General features: G+C 57.3%; 22 protein-coding genes. 9 read left to right on the forward strand and 13 right to left on the reverse strand.

Features of this window, described 5'->3' with window-relative positions; translation table 11 throughout:
* Positions 1-118 precede the first annotated feature (118 nt).
* The 3 genes from ACFFK0_RS02120 to ACFFK0_RS02130 are packed head-to-tail and all read right to left on the reverse strand — an operon-like array spanning position 119 to position 3967.
* The gene (locus ACFFK0_RS02120; RefSeq protein ID WP_377468190.1) at positions 119-1411 is read right to left on the reverse strand and encodes a TolC family protein; all 1293 of its coding nucleotides are present in this window, start codon (positions 1409-1411) and stop codon (positions 119-121) included.
* Positions 1412-1433: 22 nt separating this feature from the next.
* Positions 1434-2690, reverse strand: a complete 1257-nt coding sequence (locus ACFFK0_RS02125; protein ID WP_377468192.1) for an ABC transporter permease — start codon at positions 2688-2690, stop codon at positions 1434-1436.
* A gap of 5 nt (positions 2691-2695) precedes the next feature.
* Positions 2696-3967, reverse strand: a complete 1272-nt coding sequence (locus ACFFK0_RS02130) for an HlyD family secretion protein (protein WP_377468194.1) — start codon at positions 3965-3967, stop codon at positions 2696-2698.
* A gap of 134 nt (positions 3968-4101) precedes the next feature.
* Here ACFFK0_RS02130 and ACFFK0_RS02135 point away from each other — a divergent pair, with 134 nt between their 5' ends.
* The 7 genes from ACFFK0_RS02135 (at position 4102) to kimA (ending at position 12190) form a co-directional block, all read left to right on the forward strand.
* Positions 4102-5004, forward strand: coding sequence for a LysR family transcriptional regulator (locus ACFFK0_RS02135; protein ID WP_377468196.1), 903 nt, complete (start codon positions 4102-4104; stop codon positions 5002-5004).
* A gap of 106 nt (positions 5005-5110) precedes the next feature.
* Positions 5111-5836, forward strand: coding sequence for a phosphatase PAP2 family protein (locus ACFFK0_RS02140; RefSeq protein ID WP_377468198.1), 726 nt, complete (start codon positions 5111-5113; stop codon positions 5834-5836).
* On the forward strand, positions 5805-6500 hold the full coding sequence (locus tag ACFFK0_RS02145) for a response regulator transcription factor (RefSeq protein ID WP_377468200.1): 696 nt from the start codon (positions 5805-5807) through the stop codon (positions 6498-6500). Before ACFFK0_RS02140 ends, ACFFK0_RS02145 begins: the two co-directional genes overlap by 32 nt.
* Entirely contained in the window at positions 6493-8181 is a 1689-nt protein-coding gene (locus ACFFK0_RS02150) for a sensor histidine kinase (RefSeq protein ID WP_377468202.1), read from the forward strand. Before ACFFK0_RS02145 ends, ACFFK0_RS02150 begins: the two co-directional genes overlap by 8 nt.
* A gap of 191 nt (positions 8182-8372) precedes the next feature.
* Complete coding sequence (locus tag ACFFK0_RS02155; protein ID WP_377468353.1) at positions 8373-9275, forward strand: LysR family transcriptional regulator; 903 nt, start codon at positions 8373-8375, stop codon at positions 9273-9275.
* A 13-nt stretch (positions 9276-9288) separates the two neighbouring features.
* Positions 9289-10095 (forward strand): histidinol-phosphatase, encoded by an 807-nt coding sequence (locus ACFFK0_RS02160; RefSeq protein WP_377468204.1) that lies wholly within the window; start codon positions 9289-9291, stop codon positions 10093-10095.
* A 271-nt stretch (positions 10096-10366) separates the two neighbouring features.
* Positions 10367-12190, forward strand: a complete 1824-nt coding sequence (gene kimA / locus ACFFK0_RS02165) for a potassium transporter KimA (RefSeq protein ID WP_377468206.1) — start codon at positions 10367-10369, stop codon at positions 12188-12190.
* Between the two features lie 127 nt (positions 12191-12317).
* Here the strand turns inward: kimA and ACFFK0_RS02170 are convergent, their stop codons facing one another.
* Entirely contained in the window at positions 12318-13118 is an 801-nt protein-coding gene (locus tag ACFFK0_RS02170) for an RDD family protein (RefSeq protein ID WP_377468208.1), read from the reverse strand.
* A gap of 68 nt (positions 13119-13186) precedes the next feature.
* Here ACFFK0_RS02170 and ACFFK0_RS02175 point away from each other — a divergent pair, with 68 nt between their 5' ends.
* Complete coding sequence (locus tag ACFFK0_RS02175; RefSeq protein WP_377468210.1) at positions 13187-14164, forward strand: stage II sporulation protein M; 978 nt, start codon at positions 13187-13189, stop codon at positions 14162-14164.
* Here the strand turns inward: ACFFK0_RS02175 and ACFFK0_RS02180 are convergent.
* The 5 genes from ACFFK0_RS02180 to ACFFK0_RS02200 are packed head-to-tail and all read right to left on the reverse strand — an operon-like array spanning position 14124 to position 19257.
* On the reverse strand, positions 14124-15533 hold the full coding sequence (locus ACFFK0_RS02180) for a DUF58 domain-containing protein (RefSeq protein WP_377468212.1): 1410 nt from the start codon (positions 15531-15533) through the stop codon (positions 14124-14126). The two genes, ACFFK0_RS02175 and ACFFK0_RS02180, sit on opposite strands and share 41 nt — an antisense overlap.
* Positions 15484-16404 (reverse strand): AAA family ATPase, encoded by a 921-nt coding sequence (locus ACFFK0_RS02185; protein ID WP_377468214.1) that lies wholly within the window; start codon positions 16402-16404, stop codon positions 15484-15486. Before ACFFK0_RS02185 ends, ACFFK0_RS02180 begins: the two co-directional genes overlap by 50 nt.
* A gap of 7 nt (positions 16405-16411) precedes the next feature.
* The gene (locus tag ACFFK0_RS02190) at positions 16412-17569 is read right to left on the reverse strand and encodes a DUF4350 domain-containing protein (protein ID WP_377468216.1); all 1158 of its coding nucleotides are present in this window, start codon (positions 17567-17569) and stop codon (positions 16412-16414) included.
* Positions 17553-18209 (reverse strand): DUF4129 domain-containing protein, encoded by a 657-nt coding sequence (locus ACFFK0_RS02195; protein WP_377468218.1) that lies wholly within the window; start codon positions 18207-18209, stop codon positions 17553-17555. The genes ACFFK0_RS02190 and ACFFK0_RS02195 overlap by 17 nt, the downstream gene beginning before the upstream one ends.
* Positions 18202-19257, reverse strand: coding sequence for a DUF7847 domain-containing protein (locus ACFFK0_RS02200; RefSeq protein WP_377468220.1), 1056 nt, complete (start codon positions 19255-19257; stop codon positions 18202-18204). Before ACFFK0_RS02200 ends, ACFFK0_RS02195 begins: the two co-directional genes overlap by 8 nt.
* Positions 19258-19483: 226 nt before the next feature.
* Here ACFFK0_RS02200 and ACFFK0_RS02205 point away from each other — a divergent pair, with 226 nt between their 5' ends.
* Positions 19484-19972 carry a hypothetical protein gene (locus ACFFK0_RS02205; RefSeq protein WP_377468222.1) on the forward strand — a complete coding sequence of 163 codons (489 nt, stop codon included), beginning with the start codon at positions 19484-19486 and terminating at the stop codon, positions 19970-19972.
* Between the two features lie 194 nt (positions 19973-20166).
* Here ACFFK0_RS02205 and ACFFK0_RS02210 read toward each other — a convergent pair whose 3' ends face one another.
* The 4 genes from ACFFK0_RS02210 to ACFFK0_RS02225 all read right to left on the reverse strand — a co-directional run bounded on the left by ACFFK0_RS02210 (position 20167) and on the right by ACFFK0_RS02225 (position 23189).
* Entirely contained in the window at positions 20167-20688 is a 522-nt protein-coding gene (locus tag ACFFK0_RS02210) for a hypothetical protein (protein WP_377468224.1), read from the reverse strand.
* Between the two features lie 164 nt (positions 20689-20852).
* Positions 20853-21530 carry a uracil-DNA glycosylase gene (locus tag ACFFK0_RS02215; protein ID WP_377468226.1) on the reverse strand — a complete coding sequence of 226 codons (678 nt, stop codon included), beginning with the start codon at positions 21528-21530 and terminating at the stop codon, positions 20853-20855.
* A gap of 25 nt (positions 21531-21555) precedes the next feature.
* Complete coding sequence (locus ACFFK0_RS02220; protein ID WP_377468354.1) at positions 21556-22731, reverse strand: MFS transporter; 1176 nt, start codon at positions 22729-22731, stop codon at positions 21556-21558.
* 8 nt (positions 22732-22739) lie between these two features.
* On the reverse strand, positions 22740-23189 hold the full coding sequence (locus ACFFK0_RS02225; protein WP_377468228.1) for a MarR family winged helix-turn-helix transcriptional regulator: 450 nt from the start codon (positions 23187-23189) through the stop codon (positions 22740-22742).
* Positions 23190-23268 lie beyond the last annotated feature (79 nt).

A 23268-nucleotide genomic window follows, 5' to 3' on the forward strand; every position in this document is an offset into this window, starting at 1 on the left:
CGCTGCGGCCCCGGTTACAGCTGCCAACCTTTCTACAGCTGAAAAATGCCCAGCCGCGAATCTCCTCGCAGCTGGGCATTGCTTCGGCTCGCGCCGCTCGTCTCGGCGCTATCGGCGGCTACAGAATAGCGCCCGCTTTCATCTCCTTCACCTTCTGGAGCAGCACATAGTATCTCATCTTCGCGGCATACGTCGACGTCTCGCTCTGCTGCACTTTCAAGGCGAATTTATGGACATCGTGCTTCGATATCACCCCTGCCTCGTACCGGCTTTCCATCTTGGCCAGATCCTGCTTCAGTTCGTTCAGCCCGCGCTTCTCCGCGAGGCATGCCTGATAAGCGTTCTCCAGCTCGTTATACGCGGTTTCGATTTTCTTGGTCAGCTCCAGCCTAGCTTGATTGTTTTTCTGCATGGAGATTGCTCCGTTGACTCCGAGGTATGTTTCGCCGTAGGTCGTCTTCGTCACGGAATATTGCTGCTGCCACACCGCTTCGTCAATATTGTTGGCAGCGATTTTCATCCCGTAGGAGTTCTTCAGCAGCTCGATGGTATCGTCCCGCATCACAGGCTCTACCGGAATGTCGCCGATCTCCTTCAGCACAATCGCCGGATCGTAGGCGACGCCGATATCCAGACAGAGCTGCGCCAGAGCCAGCCGGTGGTTGTTGGTCAGCATCGTCAGGTCGTCCTTGTGCTTGTTCATCGCCCGGACGACATTCTGCACGTCATCCGCTGAAGCGAGCCCTTGCTCCTGGAGCAGGGTTGTGCGAAGCAGCTCCTTCTCCAGCACCGCCTTGTAGCTGTTCATAAATTCGATTTGCTTGGATTGTGCGAGCAATTGAACGTATTGGCCGGTCAGCTGCAGCCGCACCCCGGCCTTCGCCTCGTCGCTTTGCAGGTACGTATTGTCCCTGTCGGTCCCCAGCTGATGGGCCGTCTCCTTCATTTGATTGCGCTGGGCCGACAGGATCTGCCCCATCCCGCCGGCCAGCTGGCCGGCGCCGCCGGTCAGCTGATTGACGCCCGTATTCGTCATGATAATCCACGGAGCAACCGCCGGATCCAGCACTGGCATGCCCGGAACGGAGGCAATTTCCGCCGGCGTCGCCGGCAGATGGCCGCTCGGTACGGATACGCCGGGCATGTCTGCTCTCTGCTGATCCAGATCCTTCTGCTTGCTGTCCTGCGCCGCGGCTTTCAGAAGAAGCAGGTTCAAGTTATACGTGTTATTCATGGCCCGTTCCAGCACCGTATCCAGATCAAGCGTATCGAGATGATCCGGCTCTGCATCGTTGACATACATGTTCTGAACGCGATTGCCGGTGACCGGGTCGAGCGTCGTCGCGGAAGCCGGCACGCTGAACGCAATCGACACCGCCGTCATGAAGCTAAATATTTTCACATTACGCATACATATCCCCCTGAATCCTGAATTATATGGTCATGCCGGAACCGCCGGTACGCACCGCCGGCACCACCGGCGCCGCCGCCCCCTCCGGCAGCCCGTCCGGCAGCATCGCATCGTCCGCATCGGCCATCTTGCGGAACATGACAAACCGGGTCAGCAGCATGGCTGCAGCATAAGTGATTCCAGCCATCAGCACGAGCGACACGCAGTCCCGCCAAATCGCCTGCAGATCGTTGCCCTTGACCAGAACATTGCGCAAGCCGTCGAGATAATACGTCAAGGGCAGCCCGTGGCTCAGCGTCTGGAGCGCCTGCGGCATCGATTCCAGCGGCCAGGTGTAGCCCGACAGCATGAACGACGGAACGGCGATCAGCATGGCAATCTGCGTTGCACCCAGCTGATTTCCCGAAAACATCGAAATCAGGTAGCCATAACCGCTTACCGCCAATGTGAACGACGCCACCAGCGACAGCACAGCCGTCAATTGTCCATGTATCGGAATGTCGAACACGAAGGCGCAAATCACGTAGGCGATCATCGTATTGGTCAGGTTGATCAGGAAATACGGCACGGTCTTGGCGGCGGCCAGCAGCCACGGATCCCGCTTCCACACGTGAAACCGGGCCCACGTCCCGTTCTCCTTCTCCCGCGTAACCGTTAGCGCCACTCCCAGAAACAGCACCTGCTGAAGAATGGCTCCCGTCAAGCCGAACAGCATAAATTCGTTGTAATTGAACGTTGGATTATAGAGCGTCCTGTATCGAAACGGAATCGGCGACAGCACATTCGCTACCTGCTCCTCTTGAAGACCTTGCTGCAGCTGCAGCTTTTTGGCGGAGAGGCCCATACTGAACGTCGTGATGACCTCGTTCGCACCTTTGGTCGCCGTATTGGCGACAATCATATTGCTGCCGTCAACGAGCGTAACGAGCGGCAGCGTCTGCCCTTGCTTCAGGCTCGTTTCGAAGCGGAACGGCACGATCAGCGCAACCTTCGCTCTGCCATCGGCAAGCTCCGCCCGCGCATCCTCCTCGCTGTACGCCTCCCCCGCAATTCGAAACGATTCGCTCTCTTCGAACGCCTGCACAATTTGACGGCTGAGCGGGCTTCGGTCTTGGTCGACGACGACCGTATCGAGCTCCGTCACCTTATGATGGGAATAAATCGAGCCGAACAGGAACGTGTATACGATCGGTATGAAGAACAGCATCGCGAACAATCGCTTATCCTTAACAATGTGGGCCCATTCCTCGGCAATGGTCGAGCGGACGGTCGGTTTCATCGCGTTCACCCCGCCTTACCGTTCCAGCGCAGCGTCATCCCGTTCAGAGCCGAGGGCGGCAGCGCCGGCAGCGTCACCTTGACGCCGAAAGAACGAATATCCGTTTCACCGGAGCTCTGCGTCGCCTTTTTTACGGCAAAATCGGGGGCCGGTGCCACCATGCTCACGCTGCCTTCGACCGGCTCCTGCGTAGCCGCCAGCACCAGTGATACTTTATCGCCCGGCTTCAGTCCCGCTGCCGCACCTTCCGGCATGTAAAATTTGGCCCAATGCGTCCCGGCGTCCTGCAGCGTAAATACCGGAAATCCGGTTCCGACGATTTCGCCGGCTTGCGCGGACTGCGACAGCACGACGCCGTCGCTCGGCGCCGTCAGCTCCGTGTAGCTCAAGTACGCTTCGGCCTCCTGCTGCGCCGCCTTCGCCTGCTGTTCTCCGGACTGAGCCGACAGGACGGCGCCGCTTGCCTGCTGCAGCGCAGCGTCCGCCGCCGCTACGTCTCCTTGCCGCACTTTCACCTGCTCCTTGTTCGCAATGGCCAGCTGCAGCGCGGCTTTCGCCTGCGCCAATTGAGCTTCGGCACCTCGCACCTCTTCATCGCGCGGCCCTTGCTGAACCAGCTTCATCTGCTGCTCGGCCAGGTCATACTTCGTCTTCGCTTCCTGATAGCTCACCTTGCTCTTATCGACATCCGCTTGGGCAACAAGGCCCTGCTCCAGCATCGACGTCATCCGGCTCAAGTTCCGTTCGGCAATGCTCAATACCTCCTGCGCCGCCTGCAGCTGGATCTCAGCTTGCTTGCGCTCCTCCGGCCTTGCCCCGCTGCGCAGCGCGTCTACTTTCGCTTGCGCCGCATCGACCGCCGCTTGCGCCCCCGCGATTTGCTGATCGGCCGTGTCCGCCGTAACCTGTACGCCCGCAGCGGCTTGCTGCTTCTTCGCCTGCGCCGTCGCGGCAGCGCCCTTCGCTTCGGCGATCCGCCCCTCCGTCAAGGCTACGGCCGCCTTCGCCTGCAGCACCTTCGCTTCCAGCTCGGCGTTCTGAAGCCGCGCCAGCACCTGGCCTTTCTTGACAACATCGCCTTCCTTCACCAGAATCTCCGTGATGCGCCCTCCTACCTTGAAGCTGGCGCTTGCCGTATCGGACTCGATATATGCCGTCGGATGTATCGATTGGACTGCTTCTGCGGAGCTGGCCGCCGTTTGCGTGCTCAGCAAGTACCCGCTGCTTCCGATAATTCCCGCCATAGCCACATACATAACCGGTCTTACCCACTTCATGTTTTCGAACCTCCGCTTTTCTTGTTATCCGGAATCCTTTGCATGAAATGTATTGTACAATTTGATATCATTAACGTAAATTTAATTAACCTAATTGTATCTTAAGTAAAACTTAACTATCGTTGGGGGATCCTATGCAAATCGAACAGCTGGAAACGATCATTGAAGTCGCCAAGACGGGCTCGCTCACGCAAGCCTCGCGAAATCTCCACGTCACTCTGTCCGCCGTCAGCCAGTCCATCTCCGGCTTGGAGACGGAGCTGGGCGTCACTTTGTTTACCCGCTCCCGGCAGGGTGCCGCTCCCACGGCGGAAGGTCTGGTGATCATTCGCAAAGCCTATGAGGTCGTATCCAAAGTTCAGGAGCTGCGGGACGAAGCGTCCGGCTTCTCGAATACGCAGACCGGCGAGCTTCGGCTTGCGACCATTCCGGGCCCGCTGTCTCTGTATCTGGACGCCCTGATCAGCTTCAAGAAAGAATATCCGCATATTAACGTAGAAGTTGTCGAAAAAGGGACGCAGGAGATCATTGACGACATTCGGCACAACAAAATCGATCTGGGCGTCATCATTTTATCCGAGCAGCTGATTGGAAATCTGAACGGGCTCACAACCGGCAAGCTCCTGGAGGGGAAGATGGTCGCTTGCGTCGGCAAGACGTCGCCGCTTTCTCTCAAGCGATCGATCACCCCTGCGGAGCTGCGCAAGCAATCGCTCGTCTTATACAACGACGAATATGTCAAAAGGTATATGGAGCAGTTCCAGGAAACTTACGGCAAGGTGAACATTTTGTTCACAACGAATAGCATCGAGGCCATCTTTCGCGTCTTGAAAGAGCAGAACGTGGCGACCGTCGGCCTCGATTTCTCTCTGGTGATGAACCAGGAAGCCGCCGAAGCCGACCTTGTCGTACTGGATCTGGAGGTGGCCGACCCGGAGCCGATCTATTTGGGGTATGTACGTGCGGAGGAGAAGAGGTTTTCCAAAGCGGAGCGGATCTTCATCAACAAGCTGAACTACGAGCTGACGAAGGGCTAACCTCTCTTCACCGTTTCTTCAGATTTTGTTAAGATTTCAGCCACTACGGATTTAAGATCTTCACGATATACTGGGGAGCATCATCGAATCGAAGGAGCGTTCCCCAATGAGTCCCATTCCCAACACCTCGAACGGCACAGCATCCGTGAGGTCTCTTCCGAAACAACCCGGCCCGTCTTCCCGGCGGCGAGCCGTCTTCGCCATGCTGTGGATGCTCATCTTTCCTCTTCTCAATACGATTTACGTCCAGCTGAACAACGACGACCGCGGCGTCCACAGCTTGCTCACCGACCTTGACAAGGCGCTGCCGTTCATCCCGGCGTTTATCGTCCCGTATTTGCTGTGGTACGGCTTCCTGTTCGGCGGACTTGCCCTTCTGGCTTATCGCGACCTGCCCCTCTACGGCAAAACCATAGCCGCACTAGCCGTAACGCTGCTTACATGTTACGTTATATATTTTGGCTATCAAACGACTGTCCCGCGTCCGCCCGTACTCGGCGAAGACGTGTTCGCAAGGCTGGTCCGCTTCATGCAAGTGAACGACGCGCCGTACAACTGCTTCCCCAGCATACATGCCGCGTCGTCCTACCTATTGCTTAGAGCCTACTCGGAAAGCAAAGCCACAATAGGCCCGGCCATTCGAACAGCTGTAACCACCTTTGCGCTGCTGATCATAGCGTCGACATTTTTCCTGAAGCAGCACGTCTTTATGGACGCCGTCGGCGCCGTTATCGTCGTCGAGCTGGCCCGCATCGCCGTCCGGACGTCTGTCAACTTATCGAGAGGAGAACACAAGCTTTATGGCGCTAGAAACGATCCTGCTCGTCGATGACGAGAAAGAAATTGTCGATATGCTGGATATTTATCTGAAGAACGACGGCTACGCCACCCTTCACGCCTACAACGGAGCCGAGGCGCTGCACATGCTGAAGTCCAACGAAATCGATCTGATCGTGCTGGACATCATGATGCCGACGCTCGACGGGATCGCCGCCTGTCTCGAAATGCGCAAAATCAGCAACGTACCGATCGTCATGCTGTCGGCAAAGAGCGAGGACATGGATAAAATCTGGGGGCTCAGCACCGGAGCCGACGATTATGTCACGAAGCCGTTCAACCCGCTGGAGCTGCTCGCCCGCGTCAAATCCCAGCTGCGCCGCTACAAGCGGCTTAACGTAGCTCAGCCTGCCTCCGACAATGTGCTGGAGGTCGACGACCTGACGGTGAACACCGCAACCCACGAGATCAAAATCGACGGCCGCGAAATCAAGCTGACACCGCGCGAGTTCGCCATCCTGGAGCTGCTTGCCCGCAACAAGGGAATTGTTTTCAGCGCCCAGAACATTTACGAGAAAGTATGGAACGAGCCTTTCTTCGAAGCCGACAACACCGTGATGGTGCATATCCGCAAAATCCGCGAGAAGCTGGAGACGAATCCGCGCCAGCCGAAATATATCAAAACCGTATGGGGAGTAGGGTATAAAGTCGATGCGTAACTATGAACAGCCGCCGCAGCCTTTCGGCCCGCCGCCGAAAAAGCCGAAAAAGAAGCTGTCCCAGCGTTTTCCGTTTCATATGATCGGCGGCCTTATTCATTTTGTAGTCGATGTGCTGATGCTGATCAAAACGAACGTCGCCCGCAGCATCCGCATTCAGCTCATCCTGACGTTTGCCGTTTGTACGGTCGCATCCATGGCCTCCTTTGCCGTCGCTGATGAAATGTTCGGCGAAGTGACGAAGACTGCTTATCTCGACTATTCCAACCGTTCGCGAGAAATTCCGATCACAGCCAACAACATGGCGAGCGCTCTGGAAGAAGAGAGCCGCAGCGTCTTACGCCGAAACGGGGAGAACACGCAAGCCGTCAGAACTGACGGCAGCGGACCGTTCGCTCCCGCCCAGGCAGCCGAAATCGCGAGCCCTCCCGCGCTGCCAGCCACGGTGAACCAGGACGCTTACTCCGGCACGTCCGAAGCGCCGATCGGCGCTTCGCTTGACGAACGGATCCGGGAAAGGTTCGACAATTACAGCTCGGACGTCAAGCTGCTGCTGACCGATATGAACGGAACCGTGCTGTACAAAAACCGACTTGCCAGCGAAACGAAAGTCGATACATTCGCCCTGCTCGGCAAGCTGGATACGGATCGAGGCGAGCAAAGCGAAGTCACGGCGATTCGCCCGGTCGAGCTTGGCGGACGCAAGCTGCTGCTCGTCGCTTCCGGCTATGAGGAACCGACTATCGTCACCCGGCGGGGCGAAAGCCCGTTCGCCTTCCTCGCCGCGCTCATCACCTTCGTCGCCCTGTTCTACTGGATGACACGCAAGAAGATGCGCTCTCTGGAGGAGCTCGCCGCCGGGCTCGTTGAAATTTCGCGCGGCCGTCTCGATTACCGGGTTCCGCAGCAATCCAAGGACGAGCTGGGCTCTCTCGCTTCGCACATTAACCTGATGGCCGAGGAGCTGCAGCGAACTATCGAAGAGGAGCGGCGCGCCGAGCGGACGAAGAGCGAGCTGATTACGAACGTATCGCACGACCTGCGTACGCCGCTTACGCTCATCATGGGCTACCTGCGCCTGCTGAAGGACCGCAATTATGAAGACAACGAGCAGGCGGCGCAATATCTCAATATTTCGTACAGCAAGGCGGAGAAGCTGAAGAAGCTGATCGAGGACTTGTTCGATTATACGAAGCTGTCCAATCACGGCGTTCCGATGCGGATGGAGACCGTCTGTCTGAACGAGATGCTCGATCAGCTGTCCGAGGAGCTTGTCACCACTGCCGAAAGCGAGCGGCTGTACTTGTCGCGCCAGCTGACGCAGGACCGGCTGTATGTACACATGGATCCCGATAAAATGATTCGCGTCTTCGAGAACCTGCTGACCAACGCGATCAAATACAGCCTTAAGCCCGGCGAAGTGCGCGTACGGATGACGAGGGAGGGGAGCCGCGTCCGCGTCTGCGTCACGAACCGCGGCGGGGCGCTGACCGGCGAGCAGCTGGAGCGGCTGTTCGACCGGTTTTACCGGCTCGACTCGTCCCGCTCCTCGGAAACCGGCGGCTCCGGCCTTGGCCTCGCTATAGCGAAGAGCATCGTCGAAGCTCACGAGGGCCGTATTTGGGCCGAATCGGAGCACGGCGAAATCCGGTTCTGGGTCGATCTTCCGCTCGCCATGTAGAATTCGGAATAGCGCGTCCCCACAGAACCTTCATCTCCATGCTCCACATGGATGTGAAGGTTCTTCTTTACGCCTTTCTCCCGGTGAACCGGTTGCCCCACCCTCTCCAAGCGCCTATAATAGAAATATAGACAGAATGCGCCGATTGATAAAATTTATCTATAAATATGCTGTAAATGGAGGTGGATTGTCTGAACCTGAACCAATTGGAGACGCTGCTCACCATTTCGAAAACGATGAGCTTCCGCAAGGCGGGCGAACTGCTCAATCTGACCCAACCGGCCGTATCGGCGCAAATCAAAAGCCTTGAGGATGAATTCAGCGTAACGCTCGTCGACCGCAATCAGCCGGTTACGCTGACCGACAGCGGCCGCGTGTTTCTCGAGCATGCCGAACTCATTTTGCGCACCGTCGACGATCTGAAGCAGCGGCTCGCCGATCTGCAGCAGACGCCGCAGGGACATATTCATATCGGCACGACCACATCGATCGCGATGCAAATATTGCCGCGGGTGCTGTTTTATTTTCAAGACTCGTTTCCGAAAATCAAGACGACGATTCATTCCATGACCTCCTCGCAAATTATGGCGGCGGTGGAGAATGGCAACGTCGATCTCGGCATTACGTATTTGCCGGACAAGAACCCGGCGCTGGAAACGTCAACGCTGTACTACGACACGTTCCAGCTCATCGTCTCGCCCCGGCATCCGCTGGCCAAGTTCTCGCATCTGACGCTAGACAAGCTGCGCAATATCCCGTTCATTATGCTGTCTCCCGAAACAGCCGGACGCAGGTTCGTCGATCAGCTGTTTAAGGACCTCGATATTACGCCGAATATCGTCATGGAGCTGTCCTCGAGCGAGGAAGTGAAGCGGATGGTCGAGCTGAACCTGGGAGCGGCGATCATTTCCAAAATGTCGGCGTCAAACGAGCTGCGGCTGGGTACGCTAAAAGTGCTCAATGTGACGGAGCTCGATATTACGCACCCGGTCGGCGTCGTCTATAAGTCAGGGAGATATTTGAGCTCGGCCATGCAGCAGTTTTTGCGCGATTTGAAGGGGATGCCGGAGACGCAGTTCCTCGGCTCGGAATAAGGAGGACATGAACATGAAATTTGATCTGCATACGCATCACGAACGGTGCGGTCACGCAGACGGTATGATCCGTGCATATATTGAAGCGGCGATTCAGGGGGGGCTTGACGTCATCGGGATTTCCGACCATTCGCCTTACTTTTACAGCAGCGTCGACCGGCTGCATCCCGGCATCGCGATGGCCAAGAGCGAATTTCCGCGTTATGTCGCCGAAGTGCTGGAGCTGAAGCGCGAATACGAAGGGCGCATCGACGTGCTGCTCGGGGTGGAGTCGGATTTTTTCCCGGAGCATGCGGAGCTGTACCGAGAGGAATACAAGAAATATCCGTTCGATTATATTATCGGCTCCGTACATCAATCGGGGGGCGTCAGCATCTTCAACAAGCGGCGCTGGAACGGCCTGAACGATAAGCAGAAAATCGCGGCGAAAGAGGAATATTACGATTTGATTCAGCAGTCGGCGCGCAGCGGCATGTTCCACATTCTCGGCCATATCGATGCGATGAAAGGATTTTTCCCGGCATTCTCGGCAATTCCGACACCGAAGGTGGACGAGACGCTTAAAGTGATCGCGGAGTGCGGGGTTTCGATTGAAGTAAATACGTCCGGAGGAACGAAGGATGTCGGCGGCTGGTATCCGTCGGACGATATTCTCGAGCGGGCGCATCATTACGGGGTGGACATTACGTTCGGCTCCGACTCCCACAAGCCGAGCCGGATCGGCGAAGACTTCGACAAGGTGCGGCAGAAGCTCAAGGAAATCGGCTACAGGGAATGGGTCTACTATAAGGAGAAGCAGCAGCGGCGCGTCGCTCTTTAGAGCGGCTCGCCGTTGGTTTTTGGGGAGGCGGGGAACCTCTGTTCCCTACGATATGATTGATCGTTATGTATCCGCATACATGTTTAATAACTCCGGAAAACGCCGCATTTTGCACAAATTCAACGTTTTACTTCCTGTTTGCATCTAGCTATGATCGTTTCATTGACGTTGCGTAAGCCATGAAAATGGCCGAATGTGAACAAAACCGCCGACAACGGGGAATAGTAACAGATGCTGGTGACGTCGAAACTCCTACAAGGCGGTGAACCCGGTGGTCACATTCAAACGTTTGCTTCTCGGACGGCCCTTAAAATCGACGGAGCTTGGCGAGCAGAAGCTGAACAAGAAGAAGGCGCTGGCGATATTGTCGTCGGATGCTCTGTCATCCGTCGCGTACGGTCCGGAGCAAATCCTTCTCGTCTTGATAACGGTAGGCACCGCGGCCTTCTGGTATTCCTTACCGATTGCCGCCGGTGTGCTCATATTGCTGCTCGCTTTAATTTTATCGTACCGGCAAATTATTTTCGCTTATCCTCAAGGCGGCGGGGCCTACGTGGTGTCGAAGACGAATCTGGGGACTTATGCGGGTCTCGTATCCGGCGGTTCCCTGCTCGTCGACTACATTTTGACCGTCGCCGTCAGCGTTTCGGCCGGCACCGACGCCATAACGTCGGCCTTTCCGGCTCTGCATGAGCATACGGTAGCCATATCGATTGCGTTCGTAGTATTCATTACGATTCTCAATCTCCGGGGCGTGACCGAATCCGCCTCAATCCTCGCCTATCCGGTCTATTTATTCGTACTGGCGCTGTTCATCATGATCGGGGTAGGCTTGTACAACGCCGTTACCGGCGGCGTGCACGGAACGGTACATGTACCGTTAAGCACACCGATGGCAGGCATCAGCTTATTTCTTCTGCTTCGGGCATTCGCTTCGGGCAGCTCGGCGCTCACCGGTGTCGAAGCGATTTCCAACGCGATTCCGAACTTCAAGGCCCCGGCTCCGAACAACGCCTCGAAGACGTTAATCGCCATGGGGATTTTGCTCGCGATCCTGTTTGCCGGCATCGTGCTGCTGGCTTATTCCTACGGCATTGTGCCGAAGGCGGAGGAGACGGTCGTCTCGCAAATCGCGGAAATGACGTTCGGGCGGAGCTTCATGTATTACTTTATTCAAGGCACGACAGCGCTCATCTTGATTTTGGCGGCCAATACGGGTTATTCGGCCTTCCCATTGCTGGCGGTCAATTTGGCCAAGGACAAATTCATACCGCGCATGTTCACGGTTCGCGGCGACCGGCTCGGCTACTCCAACGGCATTATCTCATTGGGCATACTGTCCATCCTGCTGATCGTGGCGTTCAAAGGACAAACGGAACAGCTTATCCCGCTTTATGCGGTAGGCGTATTTATCCCATTTACGCTGGCGCAAACCGGCATGATGCTCAAGTGGCTCCGCGAAAAGCCCGAAGGCTGGCTGCCGAAGCTGGTCATTAACACGATCGGGGCGGTCATTTGTCTCGTCGTCACGCTTATGTTCTTTGTGACCAAGTTCGCACAGGTGTGGCCGGTGCTGGTGTTCCTGCCCTGCATTGTGCTTCTGTTCCATCGAATTAAGAAGCATTACGTCGCCGTAGGCGATCAGCTTCGACTTACAACGTGCGAGCCGAACGTCCCCATCGAAGGCAATGTAATCGTGCTGCCGGTATCCGGCATAACGCATGTTGTGGAGCATTCCGTCGATTACGCAAAGTCGTTGAAGCCCGACCAGATCATAGCGGTATATATTCCATTTGAGCGGGATGAGGAAGCCGCTTTCGAGAAGAAGTGGAACCAGTGGCGTCCCGATGTTCGTCTCGTCACGCTGCACTCTCCTTACCGCAGCATCATCCACCCGCTTAGCAAGTTTATCGACACGGTGCAGCGGAAAGCCAACGAAGCCCATTATCAAGTCACCGTCATCATTCCCCAATTTATCCCGAAGAAGGGCTGGCACCATTTGCTCCATAACCAGACGAGTCTCATGATTCGGGCTTACTTGCTGTACCGGAAAGACGTCATCGTCACGACGGTGCCGTATCATTTGAAGAAATAGCTTCTTGGCGCACCGCCTTCATGGAGGTGCGCCTTTTTTGTACGCGGGGACGCAATAGATGCGTAGGGACAGCGGTTGGGTATACACAAAAAGTATAATTTTCCGGCGGCAAACAAAAACGGGACGTTTACACGTCCCATTCCGTCCTTATCTGCAAGTATACGATGACGAGGTAAGAAACAGCATCGACCGTACCGCGCGGCTGTTCCAGCTTACGCTCCAAATGTTCGACCATCGGCTCGGCGAGCGCCCCAAGCCGTTCTTGCGGCATGACGGGAACGTAGTCCACCCACGCGGACAGAAGCTCCCATTCCTCGGTGCTGATTCGGCTGCGCTGCTCCTCGCCGAGCTGGAACGGCGGCGCGACCTGCGCCCAGCGCCACAGCGCGTTGTCGATGCGCTGGCGGCGCTTCTGCCGCTCGCGCTGCTGCTCGACGATAACGACCGTACCGGCGACCATATCGCCGATCCGCTTATCCTTGGCGCTGAACATCATCGTAATGGCACCGAGCATATAGTACGACGGCAGCATGTCGAGCAAGCGGAAGATGTTGCGGATAATGACGGACAGCAGCGTAGCCGGCTGGCCGTTGTCGCGCAGAACGCGCAGTCCCATAATGCGTTTGCCGATCGTACGGCCGCCCATATAATATTCGGTGCCGACATAATATCCGGCATTCAGCAGCACGAAGACGACCAGAATAGCGGCAATGCCGTAAGCAAACGATTCCGCGGGGACGTTGCCGGCCGCTTGCATAGGAATTGCAATAAAGATAATTGCCAGGTAGAGGATCATATTGACCGCTCCGAGAATAAGCAAATCCAGAATGCCGGCTACCGCACGGCTTCCGATCCCTGCGGTTTGAAACCGCAGCTGCACCTGCTCGGGCGTCGTTACAACGAGCTCTTTGTTTAACGTATCGTACATAATCATACTCCTCGAACTAACGATTTAATGGTATGATCGATGAAGGACAAAGGAGGGAAGCCGCCATCATGGATATGGCCCGTTTCATTAAGACGAACAAACCGATTTGGACAGAGCTTGAAGAGCTGCTCAGCCGATTTGCCAAGCGGCGAAGCTCGCTGCAGGCCGCCGATATCGACCGGCTGGCTGCGCTGTATAGGGCGGCCTCGGCCCATCTGTCGGCCATCCGTTCGGCCCGAAACCCCGGCGAAACGGCCGTCTACCTGAACCACCTCGTATCCCGGGCACACCATCTCATGTATCAGGAAAATAACAAAAGCTCCATGCAGCTGCGCGAATTTTTCGGCCGTATCTTCCCGGATATGCTGAGGCGCAGGCAGCTGTTCGTCGGATTGGCGATGCTGCTGATGCTGATCGGCGGCGTTTCGGGCTTCCTTGCCGTGCTCGCGAACCCGCTTAACGCCCACATCGTCCTTCCCGGCGACATCGCCGCTGCCGTCGATCCGTCCAAAACCGATCTGCCCCGGGATAACTGGAATAGCCCGCTCGTCTCTACCGCCATTATGACCAACAATATCCGGGTCGCTATGCTTGCCTTCATCAGCGGCGCCACGCTCGGCATCGGCACCGTCTATCTCATGATATACAATGGACTGCTCGTCGGGGCGTTGGCTGCTGTCTTCTGGCATTCCGGACGCAGCTACGTGTTCTGGGCCTACATCCTACCGCACGGTATTATTGAGCTTACCGCGATTTTCATCGCAGGCGGCGCCGGACTTTATATGGGCTACCGCTTCTTCGTACCCGGCCCGTATCCGCGCAAGGCGCAATTTCTCCGCTCGGCGAAGGAGTCGGTCATGCTGCTGATCGGAACGATTCCGCTGTTCGTCATCGCCGGCGTGATCGAAGGCTACATCACCCCGTCGACTTTGCCGCTGGGCGCCAAATACGCTTTTGCCGGGGCGACGCTCGTGCTCGTTGTCTTGTATTTCTACTACGGCAGCTTTAAAGCGCGTCACGCGCCTTCAGCTCCAAATATGCATTGACCGCACTGAGCGCCAGCTGGCCGGCCGGCACATCGAGCACCGGCACGCCCTGCGCGCTCATCCGGCGCACGTAGCTGCGGCGATCCGCTTCAAAGTGGTTCGCCGCGCTGCGGATGAACGCCGTTCGCGTATCGTCCGGCCGCTTGCGGGACCATTCGTGCACGAGCGGATCGTTCAGCGACAGCAGCAGCAGCGAATGGCTGCGCCGCATCCGGAGGGCGTACGCCGGCAGCTCGCGGTCGTGAAGATAGCTTTCCATATCTGAGAATAGTACGAGCAGGGACCGCTTCTTCTGCGATTGCATGACCTGTGCGAATCCGGCTCCGTAATTGACTTCCGCCGGCTCGTGCTGCAGGTCGAACACCGCCTCCGTCAAGTCGTGCAGATGCGGCAGTCCTTTGCCGGCCGGAACCGCCTTGAGCACGCTGCCCGAGAAGGCGATCAGCGACACTTGATCCCCCTGCTTTAAAGCGACAGCCGCGAGCGTCAGCGCCGCCTCCAGCGTCCGGTCCAGCTTCGTCTGTCCCTCCAGCTCCGCGCCCATCATTCTTCCGCAATCCAGCAATATCGTTACCGTCTTGCCCCGCTCCGGCTGCCGCACGCTGGTCATCAGCTTTCCGGTCCGGGCAGTCGCCTGCCAATGAATGTGGCGTACGTCGTCTCCCTGCTGATAATCCCGGATCGATTCAAACTCCGAGCCGCTTCGTGGCTTACGGGCCAGCTTGCGGCCGTCGAGCAGCAGCGTCGACTGCATCGAGCCCAGGATGCCCCGTACCCGCGACATATCCGGATAGATTCGCACGCCGCCAAGGCACTCGATACGAGTCTGCCGTTTCCACAATCCCAGGCCGCCCCAGTAACGCATCCACACGTACCGAAGCGCGTAGCTGCCGCGTTCCATCCCTTTCGCTTCGTACGTCACACTCGCTTTTCCCTGTTTGAGATGAATGCGATGCACCGGCGTCCCCGGCACCTCATCGAAGCTCTTCCTCCAGTGCAGCGCTCCCGCAAACGTAATCGGCAAGTCGTCGGCAAGCTCCACGTGCAGCGGACGCAGATCGGAGCTGCTCACTTCCAGTCCGACTGTGAACGGCTGCTGCAAATCGGCCCGCTCCGGCAGCGTCCGCCGCACCTGTACGTCCTTGCGGCGGGGCAGCATCGCCAGGTCGGCGATACTAAGTGCCAGAAGCAAAGCGTTCCAGCCCCAGAACGCAGCCATTCCGGCGCCAAGCGCATAGCCGATGCCTAGCGGCACGACGCCCGCGGCGGCAAGCCCCAGCAGCCGGTTCGTCGGTGCAGCAAACTGATGGACGAGCCGGTCAGCGAGGAACCGGAACAGCGGCCAACGTCTCTTGGATGAGGTGGTCACTCGTAGCGCCCTCCAATTCCGCCTGCGGCGACAACAGCAGCCTGTGACGCAGCGCCGGCCGCGCCACGAGCTTGATATCGTCCGGCGTTACGTAGCTTCGCCCCTCGAGATGCGCCCATGCCTTGCTTGCCATCAGTACGGCGATACCCGCACGGGGGCTCGCTCCGAGCTGAATGCGGTTCGATTCCCGCGTTTTGCGGATCAGCGTCGTAATGTAATGGATAAGGGAATCTTCAACGACGATGCCGGCTACGCGGCGCCGCTCCTCCCGGACAAGCTCTGGCGTCAGTAGCGCGGCGAGCGTCTGCTCCTGCTGCGCCGTATGCGGCACATGCGCCTTCAGCATCGTATCTTCATCCGCCTGCGCCGGGTAGTCGAGCTTCAGCTTGAACAGGAACCGGTCCAGCTGCGCCTCCGGCAGCGGATACGTTCCTTCATAATCAACCGGATTCTGCGTCGCAATGACGAAGAACGGGTCCGGGAGCGGATGCGTCACGCCTTGAATCGTCACCTGCCGCTCCTCCATCGCCTCCAGCAGCGCCGCTTGCGTCTTCGGTCCGGCCCTGTTGATTTCGTCGGCCAGCAGCACGTTCGTAAACACCGGGCCGAGCACGGTTTTGAAATCATTCTCGCGCATATTGAATATAACGCCGCCCGTAATGTCGCCGGGCATCAAATCCGGCGTAAACTGCACGCGCCTGTAATCGCCGCCGGTCAGCTCCGCGAGCGTGCGGGCCATCTTCGTCTTGCCGAGTCCCGGCGCTCCTTCGAGCAGCACATGCCCTCCGGCGAGCAATCCGGCCAGCAGCAGGCGCACATTCACGCTTTGCCCGTACAGCCTGCTCTCCATCGCTTCCAATATCGCTTTCATCGAACGCTCACTCCTTCTCCAGTCGGTCGGTCATTTCGCTCATCTCGCGCGAACGCGTCACGAACGCCTTGCCTTGCGGCGCCGGAAGCTCCTCGCGGAGCAGGCGGGCCAGCTTCGCCTCCTGCTCCGCCGGCCAGCGGCCGCGCACGGCGGCGGCCGCCTCTTCGGGCGTGGCCTCCGGCCGCACGCCCAGCCGCTCCTGCAGCAGCAGCCGCAGCTGCTGCCGCTGGTGCCCGAGCGCCTCGGCCGCGAAGCGGCGGCGCTCGTACCAGCCGGCGACGGCGAGCAGCGTCTCGTCGCCGCGCCGGCGCACCCAGGCCCGCGGCGTGTATACCGGGCCGAGCCGCTTGCCGTGCTGCCACACCCACAGCAGCAGCGCCAGCGACAGCTGCACGCAGCCCAAGACAAACCAGGCGGGATACACCGCCAGGAAGCCCGGCTGCGCGCGCAGCCCGTGGTGGAACTCGTCGATCCACAATCCTCGGCCGCTGGCCAGCAGCAGGTCGCGCACCAGCGCATAATGGTCGTGCTTCGCAATCCAGGTATTCGTCAGCCAGTCCGGCTCCAGCACCATGACGAGCGCCCCTTGGCCTACGGCGATCCGTCCGGCCAACACCCCTTTGTCATCCGCCAGCATAGGTACGACCCCGCTGCCCGAAGGCAGGCGAAGGTCGGAGGAGACGACGCCCTTCAGCTCCTCGCCTGCCTGTTGACCTTGCTCCCCAAAGCGTTTAAGCGCAACCGGCGCACGGGGGCCGATAAGAGGAGGGGCTTCCGGCGTTATTCGCACAAATTCGCTCTTGTCCCCGAGGAACGATTGCCACTCCGTCGGGCGGCGAACGAACAGCAGCACCTCGTTCCCGCGCTCCAGCCACTGACGAAGCTGACCGCGCTCTTTGTCCGACACCGTACCGGGCTCGACGATGAGCAGCGTCTGGTTCGCTTCGCCCGGCAGCTCATCCCAGCTTCGCTCCCAGCGCTTTACGCCGCCCTCCCGCCTCCGCTCCAGCAGTTCCGTGACCGCCTTCGTCCCGTCGGTATCGGCGGAGACCGACAGGTAAGCCGGCTGGTCGACGGGCTGAGGCCTCAGCATCCACAAGGCGAGCCCGATGAAAGCGGCGATGCAGAGCGCCAGCCCGAGCGCCCCTCTATTCCATCTGCGCATGGCGAGCCTCCTCTCCGCTCCGCATCAGCTCGGTCACCAGCTTATACAGCTCCTCGTATTCCCCGGCCGTTACAGCCCCGTAGCCGTACCAGCTTCGATCGAACAAAGCCGCAGCCTCGCGGAACCGGACTTCCGCCTCCGCATCGGAGCGGCGCAGCTCCTCCGCATAGTCCCAGTTCGTTTTCCAGCCTTCGATCTTCAGCCGCGTCTGGCGCTCCAGCTCGAGCAGCAAGGCGAGAAAGCCGCTGCGCACCGCTTCGCGAAGCTTGCCGTCCGCCGCCAGCTGCTGCGCCAGCTCCAAATACTGCTGCGGCGAACGGCCGGCCGCTTCCTCCTGCAGCTCCGCCCAGGCACGAATGCGGCCCCGCCGCACAAGCTGGCGGGACAGCCATACGATCGCGATGACGATAATAGCAAGAAGCGCGATATATACCGCATATTCGAAAGCTTTGCCCGTACCGGGAGGCAATTCAAATGTAGGAAACAGCTTGCTGAGCTGGCGGCCGATCCATTCGAACAGATCGAAGCCGTCCCCTTTCGCTTGCCGCAAATATACGGTATACTCCTCCCGCGACAAGATGCTTTCCAGCTGCTCCAGCTCCTCCTGTACAGCAGTGCTTTCGGAACCCGGGCTACTCATACTTCGGCCGCCATTCTTCCGGCTGCAATCCAGGCAGCTCCTGCGATTCCGTCCGCATGTCTTGCTGCGGATCCTGCGGTACCTGATTCGCCGACAGCGTGCGCCGAATCAGCTCCTCCAGCCCGTACCCTTCATTACGCGCCCGCAAATCGTAGAAGCTGACGACATACGGCAGCATGTAAATCGGCATAGCCAGCATACTCACAATCGCCTCGAGCAGCGACCCGAAGATCGACCCGCCAAGCACAGCGATGATCAGAAGCTGAAAAACCATCGTGATCACATTCAAAATGCCGCCGACAACGATCCACATCAGCAGCATCCGCCAAAAATTCCGCTTCGTCAGCCGCCAGCTGCGCCGAAACCCGATCTTCTCTTCGCCAAGCGCCACGAACGGGAGAAAATAGCCCCAGCGGACGGCCAGCCATACCAGCACGATAACGAGAGCGAACAAGAATAAAAAGAACAGCAGCATCAGCACGATGCCCAGAGCGACGTTGGAGCCCGCTCCACCTCCCGCCAAGCCTCCTCCGGCAAACACGGCAATCATGAGACCGATGATCCCGCCGGCCGCCGCAGCATACACGGCGATAAACATCAGCGAAAACAGAAACGTACTGCCGGCCAGCAGCCCGATCCGCTTCAGCGAGCGTTTCACGAGCGTCCAGGCCGACGGAATGTCCTCGCCGTGAACGGCATGATGAACCAGCCCTACGACGGCTCCCGTCGCTAATGGAAACAAGAAGAACACGCCGATTGGAATAATGACAAGTACATATACGATTCCGCGCCAGCCCTCGAACATCGACGCATTCTGATTGTTGAAGCTCTCGACCCATTCCATCAAGGAATCGGTATCACCCAGCGAACCGAGCAGACTGCCCTGCGCTTCCTGGCCGCCTCCTTGCACCAGCAGGCTGAGCAAGTAGAACGGTCCGTACGTCATCAAAACAATCATCATCAGCTTAACAAAGTAAGTTCGATACAACTGAAAGCCGCGGTCGATCACACGACCGACACTCAGCGGCCTCCATATCGCTTTGTGCACATCCATTCCTCCAATAGGCCAAGATGGGTTTCCCATGTGCTATTATACATGAGAAACTTCCAAGATTGGCAACATTTTTATACGTTACTCCCCCCCTCTCTCTCTATGGGAACGGAAGCGGGACAATGAAATAATTTCGTTTGACCTGCGGATTGTACCTTATGTACAATAAGTAGGGTCCGGTTGGCCAGACCGTATTTTCGTGTACATAAAGGATGGTAAGCTCATGTTTTTGCGTTCTGTGATCGTTTGCTGTTATCTGATGATGGCTTACTGGGTATCCGTCCAGTATCCTTCGCTGAAGATGGTGTTCTATCCGACGCTCGGCGCATTCAGCTTCTTGTTCATGCATCGGGCGGACCGCATCGGCGAAGTCGGGAGAATCATTATGGGAGCCGCCATCTCCGTAACGATCGGAAGCGTCATGTACGCTATCAGCCCCGGAGCGGCATCCTTCTTCTTTACGGCATTCTGTACGATTCTGCTCATCCAATTTTTCAAGTGGAACGCCGCCCCGATCTTGGCCGTATCGCTGATCCCTTTCTTTGCGCATCCCGTGACAATGTGGGCGCTGCCTCTAGCCGTGCTCGCCTCACTGATCGGGCTGCTCGTTCCGATCTGGTTCATCGGATGGATGGAACGGACGGCTCTGTTGCTGCGCATCGCCCAGCTTTTTTCGGGTAAGCCGATGGAGATGAAGAAGGAATTGTCGTAAAAGCCTATCTCAAATCGAAATCCCTCCTCGCCTGCAAGCACTGCGGTCGAGGAATTTTTTTATTCGGCTTGCCGTAGAAGCACATTAAGGAGCGGTATAAGTAGGGGAATGGCGCTGCGGATGGTTGGACGAGCATCGCCGAAAGCCTCGCCCTTCAGGGGATTTTGCCGTGAGGAAGATGCTTCTCATTCTTACTATTCATTCATGATATTTCCATCTTGATCGTAATAGGAATAGTTTCGGAACGTATATTCGTTATTCTCAGATTTCGGAAACTCGACCCAGGTAACGCTCGCTTGATCAGGCGTAAAATCTTGCTCTACGATTTGTCCATTTACACTTAACTGCATTCTCGCCACTTTACTTTTATGATTCGTAACAATGATGAACATAGGCAGCTCCGCGGTGAAGACACCGAATCTTTTGCCATCCGCCACTTCCATATGTCGCCACAAATAGTTTCCATCCTCGTTTTTCTGAAAGTGTATGTAGCCGGGACTTTGGTTAGATAAAAATCCGACCATTCTTCCGTCATCAACATCTTTATAATCGACAACCTCGATCCATTTATCTTCATATCCTTTAAGGGAGCGAATGACTTTCACGATGGACTCTTTGTCGTTACCGTATAATGGCTTTGGACCGCGAAAAGTTAATAACCCTACAACAAGTAAAACAACGACGATAACAAGTAATACCGTTGTTTTTTTGGTCAACGGCTCCCCCTCCTTCCCCAAACAAAAAAAGTGGACCATCGCCTTCGGGGCGGTGGTCCTAAGGTGTTTATATTAAAAGGGGGTCTTGGTTATTATAATACACAGCGTTCGTTAGGATTGTATAACAGAATTATTTCATTTGTGTAACAAATTTGAAAGCGCTGCTACCTCTCAGGCAGCCTCCAGTCGATCGGCTCGCTTCCGATGCTGCGCAGGAACGCATTCGTCCGCGAGAACGGGCGCGATCCGAAGAAGCCTCGGTGTGCGGACAGCGGGCTCGGATGCGGCGAGCGAATGATGTGGTGGCGCGTGCCGTCGATTAGCCCCGCCTTCGCCTGGGCGTTGGCTCCCCACAGCAGGAAGACGATCGGCCGTTCCCTTTCGCTCAGCAAACCGATGATGCGGTCCGTGAATCGTTCCCAGCCTTGGCCTTTATGCGAATTCGGCTCCCCCTCGCGCACGGTCAGCACCGCATTCAGGAGCAGCACGCCCTGCTCCGCCCAACTGACCAAATGCCCATGCCGCGCCGGTTCCACACCGAGATCGCTTTGCAGCTCCTTGTACATGTTTTGCAGGGACGGCGGCACATCGACGCCCGGCTTCACCGAGAAGCTCAGCCCGTGCGCCTGACCCGCTCCGTGATAAGGGTCCTGGCCCAGAATGACAGCTTTCACGCTATCGTACGGGGTCAAGTGCAGCGCATTAAAAATATCGTGCATCCCCGGATAAATTTGCCGTGTCCGGTACTCCTCCTTCAAAAACTCCCGCAAGCGCACATAATACGGCTCCTCGAACTGATCTTCGAGCAGCGGCCTCCAATCGTTAAGCAGTATCGTCCCCATTCTCCCGTTCCGTCACACCTTTCCTTCATACAAGCTGTTGCCGTCTCCTGCGATTCATCATACGATGCGGAAGCGCATAGTACAATACCGCTGCGCACGCAACCGCCAATCCGGCCGTACCGTACATCGTTCTGTAGCCGCTGTGGGCGGCCACGACGCCAAGCAGCGCCGATCCGATTCCGTAGCCCGTGTCGAACAGCATGAAATACGTCGCTGTCGCAAGCCCTCTCCTGTGCGGCGGCGACGCTTCGATCGCCATCGTCTGGAAGCTGGGCAGCAGCGCGCCGAATCCAAGGCCGAGAATGCCGCCTGCCGCGAGCAGTACGGCCGGCGTACCTGCCAAGCTGAGTACAATCATCCCGCCCACGAACAAGACGAAGCCCGGATACACGAGCACATGCGGCCCGCGGCGGTCGTACAGCTTGCCGGTGAACGGCCGGGAGACGACGATCATCGCCGCAAACACCATAAAGAAGAAGCTGGCATAGGCCGACATCCCAAGTTCTTTCGCATATACGGATAAAAATGTAGTGATCGCCCCGTACGAGAAGGCGAGCAGGCTTCCTGCGAGCGAAACCGGAACGGCAGCAGGCTCGGCGAACTTGCGCCAGCCCTTAGCGGGCTCTTCCTTGCGAGGCATCCGCTCCGGCAAGCGCATTACGCATACGCAAACGACGGATAGCAGGGACAGCGCCGCACATAAGCCGAACAACACGTTGAAATCAAAATACTGCAGCATCGTCAAGCCAAGGAACGGCCCGACAACCATAGCGAGACTCATAAACAAGCTGAAGAAGCCGACCCCTTCCCCCTTGCGGGAAGCGGGCACGAGCTCTACCGCGATGGCTCCCGTCGCCGTTGCCGCGACACCGAAGCCGATGCCGTGGATAAAACGGAGCACGAGCAGGCCGTAAAATTGTCCAACAATCAGGTAGGCGCATGTACAAAGCAGAAACAAGACCATCGAATACAGCAAGATCCGCTTGCGGTCTCTCTCATCGAGCCATTTTCCCGCTAACGGCCGGAAAATGACGGCTGCGATGACAAAGACGGTCATCACCAGACCGATCCGGTTCTGCGGTGCGTGCAGTTCATCCGTAACGAATATCGGCAAAGTTACCGCCAATATGTAGAACGTCATAAACAAAAAAAAGCTGCTGAGACAAACAGCAACGAAATGCCGGTTCCATAACTTCTCCATCGTCGTATTCAAGGTGCTTCCTCCATCTCTCTTATGCTGTCGTTTGCTTTTTCGGTGATGTGGCGGAGCATGATTCGCAATTGAGCAAGCTGCTCGTCCGCCAATCCGGACATGACGCTGCGCATCGTCTCTTGCTCGATCGGGATCAGCTGCTCATTGAGCGCTCTGCCTTTATCGGTAATCAACGTAAGGTAGGAACGCCGGTCGGATGCATTCGGCTGCCGTACAACGAGACCTTTGCGCTCCAGCTGATCGAGGATACGGGTCAAATTTGTGGGATCCTTCTCCGCTTTCTGTGCCAGCTCCTTTTGGCTGATTCCATCCTTCTCCGCCAGCCTGTTCAGCACCGTCCACTGCTCGGTCGTAATCTCGAACGGCTGGAAGCGGTTCGTTAGCAGCTGCGACAATCGGCGCCCCGCATGATTGATTTGAAATCCGAGCGACTCTTCAAAATGCATCGTGTAGCTCCCTTCAAATTAATTGCTATAACAATTATATGTACACCAATCAATTTCGTCAATGAGCTGCATATGAACA

It is taken from the genome of Paenibacillus chartarius (genome assembly GCF_042432825.1).
Classification (GTDB): Bacteria; Bacillota; Bacilli; order Paenibacillales; family NBRC-103111; genus Gordoniibacillus; species Gordoniibacillus chartarius.